Here is a 7,428-nt window from a genome sequence, read left to right on the forward strand (position 1 = left end):
AGCGTTTTTGATGCGGATGTCCTCACGACGAACGCCACAGTCGCGGCATGAGTTTGGGTTACCGTGCCTGCATCGTTCTTCGGCAGGCTCCTCGTTCAACATTGCTGCACATCGCTCAGCATAACCAGGCGTCGGCAAGTCGTTTTCCGTGCCCTCATCGTCGAGGTCCGGAATGTCCGGCATATCAATGACAACGCCTTGTTTTTGGGCATCCTCGATGACCCATTGCGCGTTAAGTTTGCCACCGATTTCCTTTGCCGCCGCATTCATTTGGATAATGCCCTGCGCCCATTGACCACGTGCCGTGCCTTTTGCGGCGATATCTTCGGGCGGGTCAACGTTATACCCTCCCGTCGGCGGATGGCATGAACCGAAGTTTTGCCAAGCCCAATGCGTCAGATATTGCGTTCGCAGACACTCAAACCAAACCTTGGCGTAAAACCTGAGTTTGTCGCGTGCGATGCGTTGGTGAATCGTTCCTTCCGTAACGAACCCCTTGCCGCCCTCGGTGGTAACGGTTTGGCCTGTCCAACCAATTGCCCACTCTTTGCCAGCCCAGTCGATGATTGCCTGATAAATATCGGCAATCTTGCCAGTGCTTTCGATCAATTCATACTTGTATTGCTCGGGGAGCACGAAACGGTTGTCTCGCTGCATTCGTTCGAGTAGCGCCTTGGCTTTGGCGCGTGATTGCGACGTGGTTGGCTTGTCGGCGCGCATCACACGAACCGGCGAGCACACTTCCGAATGTCGCTGTCGGTCGAATGCGGCGTCGCGAGCGAATACGAATGCGAGCGTCGAAAATATCCAAGGCGCTTTGGTGTACGATTTGACGTCGCCATAGGGCGTAAAAAGTACCCATTCGCCGTCGCCCGGTTTGATCTCGACTTCGCCGTCTCGCGTCATCAAATACCACGCCTGCGAATTCGGGTCCTGTCGCAACCAGCGCGGATCCCACCAGCGCATGCGCGGGATAAGTCGATCGCCAACCTCGCGCGTTTTCGGTTCGAGCATTTGCCCGATGCCCGCGCCAAAGCCAATTCCATCGAGAAAAACGCTCGCGGCTTCTGACTCCGGGAACATGAGTCCGAAATCGCCGGGCGTGTTGTCGCAATCGACAAGCGCGGACACCTGCTCCGGGTCGCCTTGCAGGTTCAGCGGCAAGCCAAGGATCCCGTGTGAGATTGTCGATGCGATACCGCTTGACGTGCCAAACTCGACAAGTGACGCGCGCCAAAGATCGGCGCCGAGCATCAACCGCCCGTCGTGCGCTTCATCGATAGCTTGTCGCCGGCGCTTTGCGGTGTACTCGTTCGAGGCTCGCGACGGCAGCGTGACGACCGTCGGGGATACCGCGCCACCCTTGCGCACGTATGCCGACTCGCGCCCGTGGTAGCGGGTGTCGCGAACGGATGCAGAGCGGGTAGCACGGGCGGGTTTGGCCAAGAAGGCGTTCCGACCGATGGAGGCGCCGCAGGGAGGAGCGGCGGGGGCAAAGTGCCCCTACGATCGGAACGTTCGACGCTTGACACGTCCGCGACGAGCGGTCAAGCGCCGCCGTAAGGTTTTACGGTTTGCCCTCTATTCGTAGCGCGAACCGCCTGAGCAGCCGTCGCCCCTGTTGGAACCGAACGACTCGAAGTCCAGCGCCTCATCCGGTGGTGACGTTCCCACACCCGCATGCGCGAGAGCTCGCGCGAGGACTTGGCCAAGCTCGCCGTGCCCTGTCCCATGATGCGCCACGATTGCCTTGCCGTCGTTTCCGCGTCGCACTTGCCGAAGCTGCGCCACTGCTTGCTCGATGTTCTCGCATCCGGATAGGACAATCGGACACGGGTCGTGCGCAAGCGCCACGTCAATCGGTTCGTATATCTGCGCGGTAGCACGAGCGGTGTCGACATACTTCGTTTCGATGCCCTTTTCGGCGCCAACAATCTCGACAGCATCGCCACCCCACCCGTCCGACCACCACGCTGGCACGCATCCGTGTGCAAGAATGATGCGTGCCATGTCCGGGAGCACGACATTGCGCAAGTCAAGAGGCAGCCCGCCAGGCTTACGAGACCATTGTTTGAGCACCAACGGCCTGAACTGGTAGCGTCTTTCGCGCGCCGATGTTCCCAGACGAACCTCGTGAATGACGCGCTCGACGATGCCCAACGCGCTCGGGTTTTTCTTGGCACCTGTGTCGATGGCAGCGAACCGTCCATCGACTTCACGCGAGACGACGCGCACCGTAAGCACTGCGCGGTCAATTGTTTGGGGCTCAAAGTAATCGCCTTCCTCGGCGCCGTCGCTAGGCTTGCTACCGTTCTCGCGCAACCACTTCGCAACGCGTTTGCGCAAGCGAAGGAAACCGCCCCAAACGTCGTGCGTCGGGTTGCCGACCCAACTCGGAATCCACGGACTCGATTCGGTCAACGATGATGCCCACTGTCGAATCGTGCGAGCGTCGTCGGTTCGTCCTTCTGAAACCAGGCGCGAAGCGACAAGCTCGAATCCGGCGACCGCGTCGGCGACGAACGGACCAAGGCGCGCGACGAAGTGCAAGTCGTCATCGCCTGCTTCGATGTCGCGTATGAGCGTCGCGTCGATCGTGTTCGCCGACGAAATGCGCATGTGCTTTTTTTCTTTTGCGTCGCCACGAAACGCGCCTGCCATCGCATCCAGAACATCGTCAGCAGTGGACGTGCCGAGATCCTTGTCCGCTTTCCAGAACGCTTCTTCGTCGTTCGTTCCGCCGCACAACGTTGGACCGCGCAAGGCATCCTTCGTGTTCGGGTAAACGCGCACCTCGATTGGGTGTCCCTTCGCATCCTCGAACCCGATTTCGCTGCGCCCGTCCTTTCGTCGGTGGATCTTCAGATCGGAGTTGCTGAGACCAACCGCCTTGAGCGCGCTTTCGAGGGGCCCAAATTTCAGGTTGGTTTCGTTCATGTCTTTGGACAGGTACGGCCAGATCCACGTTTCTCCCGGCGGTACGTTGCGATCGGCGAAGATGCATTCCGTCACGACGACGGCGGTTTGCGTGTCACTCTTGCCTGCTCCGCGCCCCTCGCACGCGAGCAGCACGGGTTTTCCGCTCTCGTACCACTTGGTCAACATCCAACGGTGATACGGCGAGAACGCGTGCGCACCTGGACGCGCGGCAAGTCGTGCTTCCACGGCGAACAGAAAGCCGAGCATGCCGCCGCCAAACTTCACCGCATCCTCTCGAAGCTTTCGCCATCGATCGGCGCCGGTCTTCTCGTCGCGCGCAACAAGCTTGACCTCGGCCGCACGTTGTTCTGCGAGCGCGCGGCCGATCATCTCGGCGTCCTCGACCTCGCGCCGAAAGTCGTCATCACGCTCGATCCATCCAAGCAGCGTCTTGGCCGGCGTCACGATGGCACCAGCCGCCTCGACACGCGTCTTGCCCTCGCGCAACGCAAGCAAAAGTTTTCCCTTGACGTCTGGTCGCTTATATGCCGCAACGTTTCCCACGGACAAACCTCGTTGGTAAAGCGGCCTATTCTACGGAGAAAAAAGATAATTACTAGTCTTGTCTGTTGGGGCCGAAAGGGCCAAGGTGCGTTCGTGACGGAATCGGAACGTCGATGGCGCAAGGCGCCGACTGAGAAGCAACGCGCCTGGATGAGGCGCCGCGTCAAAAATACTGCGCGCGGACAACAAGACATCCTTGGCGAAGTGATCCGTCTTGGCCAGCGCGCATTCGACAAGAAACATCGACTTGGGAGATACCGTGATGAATGAGGCCGTGATCCAAATCCCGAATGAAAACGTTTCGCGCCAACCGAACCGATCAGTGCGCAGGGCCAAGGCGTCGCAATTGCGCAAAGCTTTGGTCAAAAAGACGCGCGGAAAGAAGATCACGCGCCGCAAGGTGTCCAAGTGACTGAGGATGAGCAACGATTTTGGGACGCGGCTGCGATTGCCGCCATAAGTGCCCCCGTAGATGACGTTTTTTACGGTGGCCCGTCCGGTCGCGAAATTCGGCGCGCGTTGTTGTCGCCACAGGTCGCGGCAATGCGTGCGGACGAACTGCTACATGAACGACGCGTACGAAACGAGCGTCAAAAGAGTTCCACCACGGCCTAGCCTTGGTGGACGCAACGGGCGGGCCCTGTTGCGAATTGTTGACCGTGCGTGGGTTCCATACTGCGCGGTCATAGTCGGAGGCGGTTGTAAACGGATGACGTGTGCGCGTGACGGGTTCATCAGCCCAATCCACGGCTGCGCATCGATTCGCAGGACACCCGCTCAACCAGCGCGCTCGCTCGCGTCCGACGAATGCGGCGTTTGGCGGTATCGTAAACCGTCGTTGGAGCGCAGGAAGCGGGGAGTCTCCGCGGGCCTGACTCGAGCTCGTATCTCGACGCTCCACTATCGAAAGGAGGCTGCTTAGCGTTGACGCATTACACAATAACGGGATAGGCGCTGGACTCACTGCCGGCGCGTTTGGGGCTGTGTACCGTCGTGTGACCGCGGGGCTTTACGTGGCTCGCCGATGGGAACGGTAGGCGGGTTCGACTCCCGTCAGCTCCACCGGCGACATTCGGTCGCCAACCTCTGCGCCGCCAAGTCTATCCCGCAGAATGCAACGGCGTTGGGGTGCATGAGAATGCGTGATGTGGGCGCGGAGTCGATCCCGCGCATGCATGGTAGTCGGTTGCTCCTTGCCGACCCGGTTCAAATCCGGCGCATTCTCCCGCTCGAATTCGTCGGGCGACGATAACAACAGCGTGCAGTGTCCCCCCCTTTGAAATTCGTGCGCGCTGTTGGAGTCGTGGGAACGGTAGCTCAGTGGTAGAGCAGCGCGGACACGGCCGGGAGATGGCGCAAGCCTGAAGCGATTCCCGGGACCCTACGCGTTGGTCGCGGGTTCAATTCCCGCCCGTTCCCCCGTTGGATAAGAGAAGTTATGCAAATCGCGAACATGAGCCATGCCGAATTGGCGCACGAGGCAAACGTGCTGCGTCGTGCCATCAAAGACAAACCGTGTGGCGATGACGCCACCGTTGATGACCTGGAATCGCTTGTGCCGCTGCTTGATGCGTTGACGGACGTGCGTCGTGAGCAATTCGCGCGCGCGGACGAAGCGGCACAGCATTTCCGTGACCAGTTGAGGATTGCGCGAATCAAAGCCGAAAACGCAAGGGCGAGCGATGAAACCTGATCTCATCAGCGCCGTTCTTCGCCGTGGCGGTTATCGTTGCGCCTGGTGCGCGTGCGCTTTGAATACAGGGCGAACCGCCGACACTGGCACCGTTTGCAAGCTCGACGTGTTCGACGGGCCTACGTCCGTTGTCGCGTCATGCATTGCGTGCGCTGCCGAGTATTCACGTTGGTGGGACCATTCTCGCGCGTACACCATCGAGAACGCAAAGCGCATCCTGGGGCGTGCCAACGCGCTGGCAAGTGGGCCGTTTGTCGACTACCTCGAGAACATTTGCGGCCCGATGGTCATTCGATCCGGCAGCAAGTCCGGCAAACGCTCGGGCCTGCTCACGCCGTTCACGACAGCGCTGGCAAGGATCGAAGCACAACGAAACGCGCCTCTCGACTTGCGGCGGAAGGGAAGGGCGGCGTGAGTAAACGTATTTCGCAGCAGATGCGGACCCATGTTGACGTCATGAAGACAAACATTGAAGCCGCACACGATGACCTTGAGGTAATTGGCGCAGTCGGCGCTTTTATGGTGTACGTGTGCGACAAAACTGGCATCGATTGGCGCGAAGTGCTTAGTGATTGCGAAATGGTCCACGATGACGCAAAACGCGAGCGGCGTTCGTTGTCATGAACCGCTTCATCCCCGACCTACCAGCGCGCGAATACAGCAATGCTTGATTACAACCTCACCTTCGACGAATACCTTGCACTCCCAGGCGAGCACTTCTCGTCAATCAAGGAGATGCATCGGTCCCCCGCGCATTACCGCTCGCGTGTTCGCCCTGCTGATTCGGACGCATTGCGAACTGGGCGGGCCCTGCATGCGGCCATCCTCGACCCTGCGTCGATCAAGATCGTGGAATACGCTGGCGTGCGTCGTGGGAAGGAATGGAATGCGTTTCAGCAGGACCATGCCGACGAACTCATTCTGACGCCAAAGCAAGCCGTAGACGTTCGCGGCATGCGCGCGAGCGTTCATGCGCACCGACACGCTTCTCGGCTGCTACGCAATGGGCGTCCCGAGGTGACTGCACGTTTTGAGGTCGACGGCGTACCATTCAAAGCGCGCCTGGATTTCGTGTGCACCGACAGCGATCTGATCGAGGTCAAGAGCACCCGCGACAACCATCCGCAGCAATTCGAGCGCGAGTTTGCGCGTCGGCTTTACCATGCACAGGTCGCGCTTTATAGAATGGCGCTGCAAGCAAACGGCCTACCGTGTCGCAAAGTGTACAGCATTGCAATATGCAAAACGCCACCTTTCGAGGTTGTCGTTTACGATATCAGCGAGGAAACCATCGAGACGGGCGCGCGATGGGTTCGCGACTGGGTGGCGCGCCTGAAGGAGTGCGAACGGGCCCGCGCTTGGCCTGGCATTGACAACGGCAACATTCTTACCTTGCGTATTCCTGACTGGGCAATCTCGGATGGCTTGCCCGACATCGAAGGAGACTACGACGAATGACCGCGCAAAAAATAACTGGACACATCGATTTGGCGTACCCCACGAAGTACGTCAAGGCGGCTGATCTGAAGGGGCGAGACGTTACGGTGCGCATTGTGTGCCTTGAATCCGACGTACTCGTAATGCAAGGCGGCAAAAAGGAGCGCAAAAACGTGCTCACCATGGCGACGCTACAGGGCAAGCAGCTCGGCAAGCAGCTCGTACTCAATAAGACGAACGCTCGCCTTATCGCAGGACAGCACGGGCCGCTCATTGAAGCGTGGACCGGCAAAGAAATCACGATTTACCCCACCACGACCAAATGCGGGCGTGATATGGTCGAATGCGTGCGCGTTCGTGGCCGGGTCACGAAAAACGCTGAAGATGTTCCTGACGATATGGCACGCGATCCGGAACCGGAAGCGCCGCCTCAATTCGATGCGTGACAACAGCAAAGCGGGCGACGCTCGCGGAGGGCGCTGACTCTCGCAAAACGTGATGAGCTGCTGTGACGATTGGAGGAGCGAGTGGGATACGGTGCAATCAGTTTGAAGGAATGGGCCGAGCGAGCACATGCGAACGCAAAGAGCAAGGGCTTTCATGATGACGACGGCATACGCTCTGAGCGCGAAAATGTTGCTGTGTACCTGCTCAACATTAATGGCGAAGTCTCGGAAGCGTGGGAAGCATTTCGCAATGGCAAGCTGCGCGAACCTTGCGACAAGGCCCCCAGAATGCGAGCGATTGGTGCGCGCGAACTGACGTGCATCGAGGAAGAGCTTGCGGACATTGTGATTCGTGTCTTTGACACGGCG

The 7,428-nt window shown here is 59.2% G+C and carries 7 protein-coding genes and 1 tRNA gene; 6 read left to right on the plus strand and 2 right to left on the minus strand.

What is annotated here, in order from left to right; translation table 11 throughout:
• Together IPM54_13410 and IPM54_13415 are read right to left on the minus strand one after the other, a co-directional pair.
• On the minus strand, positions 1–1,446 hold a 1,446-nt coding region (locus tag IPM54_13410; protein MBK9260803.1), incomplete at its 3' end, for a DUF935 family protein.
• 135 nt (positions 1,447–1,581) lie between these two features.
• A complete protein-coding gene (locus IPM54_13415; GenBank protein MBK9260804.1) occupies positions 1,582–3,483 on the minus strand; it encodes a hypothetical protein in 1,902 nt (633 codons plus the stop codon).
• Positions 3,484–4,789: 1,306 nt separating this feature from the next.
• Here IPM54_13415 and IPM54_13420 point away from each other — a divergent pair.
• From IPM54_13420 to IPM54_13445, 6 genes are all read left to right on the plus strand, one after another.
• Positions 4,790–4,902: transfer RNA gene (locus tag IPM54_13420), tRNA-Cys, on the plus strand.
• A 19-nt stretch (positions 4,903–4,921) separates the two neighbouring features.
• Complete coding sequence (locus IPM54_13425; protein MBK9260805.1) at positions 4,922–5,176, plus strand: hypothetical protein; 255 nt, start codon at positions 4,922–4,924, stop codon at positions 5,174–5,176.
• Positions 5,166–5,591 carry a hypothetical protein gene (locus IPM54_13430; protein ID MBK9260806.1) on the plus strand — a complete coding sequence of 142 codons (426 nt, stop codon included), beginning with the start codon at positions 5,166–5,168 and terminating at the stop codon, positions 5,589–5,591. The genes IPM54_13425 and IPM54_13430 overlap by 11 nt, the downstream gene beginning before the upstream one ends.
• The gene (locus IPM54_13435; protein MBK9260807.1) at positions 5,588–5,800 is read left to right on the plus strand and encodes a hypothetical protein; all 213 of its coding nucleotides are present in this window, start codon (positions 5,588–5,590) and stop codon (positions 5,798–5,800) included. Before IPM54_13430 ends, IPM54_13435 begins: the two co-directional genes overlap by 4 nt.
• A gap of 39 nt (positions 5,801–5,839) precedes the next feature.
• Positions 5,840–6,634 carry a PD-(D/E)XK nuclease-like domain-containing protein gene (locus tag IPM54_13440; protein MBK9260808.1) on the plus strand — a complete coding sequence of 265 codons (795 nt, stop codon included), beginning with the start codon at positions 5,840–5,842 and terminating at the stop codon, positions 6,632–6,634.
• Positions 6,631–7,059, plus strand: a complete 429-nt coding sequence (locus IPM54_13445) for a hypothetical protein (protein ID MBK9260809.1) — start codon at positions 6,631–6,633, stop codon at positions 7,057–7,059. The genes IPM54_13440 and IPM54_13445 overlap by 4 nt, the downstream gene beginning before the upstream one ends.
• Positions 7,060–7,428: the final 369 nt, after the last annotated feature.

The organism is Polyangiaceae bacterium (assembly GCA_016715885.1).
Lineage (GTDB): Bacteria > Myxococcota_A > Polyangia > Polyangiales > Polyangiaceae > Polyangium.

Bases quoted from the DNA above. Each gene is read 5' to 3' on its own strand.
- IPM54_13425 (MBK9260805.1), top strand. From the start codon at position 4,922: ATGCAAATCGCGAACATGAGCCATGCCGAATTGGCGCACGAGGCAAAC.
- IPM54_13440 (MBK9260808.1), top strand. From the start codon at position 5,840: ATGCTTGATTACAACCTCACCTTCGACGAATACCTTGCACTCCCAGGC.
- IPM54_13430 (MBK9260806.1), top strand. From the start codon at position 5,166: ATGAAACCTGATCTCATCAGCGCCGTTCTTCGCCGTGGCGGTTATCGT.
- IPM54_13445 (MBK9260809.1), top strand. From the start codon at position 6,631: ATGACCGCGCAAAAAATAACTGGACACATCGATTTGGCGTACCCCACG.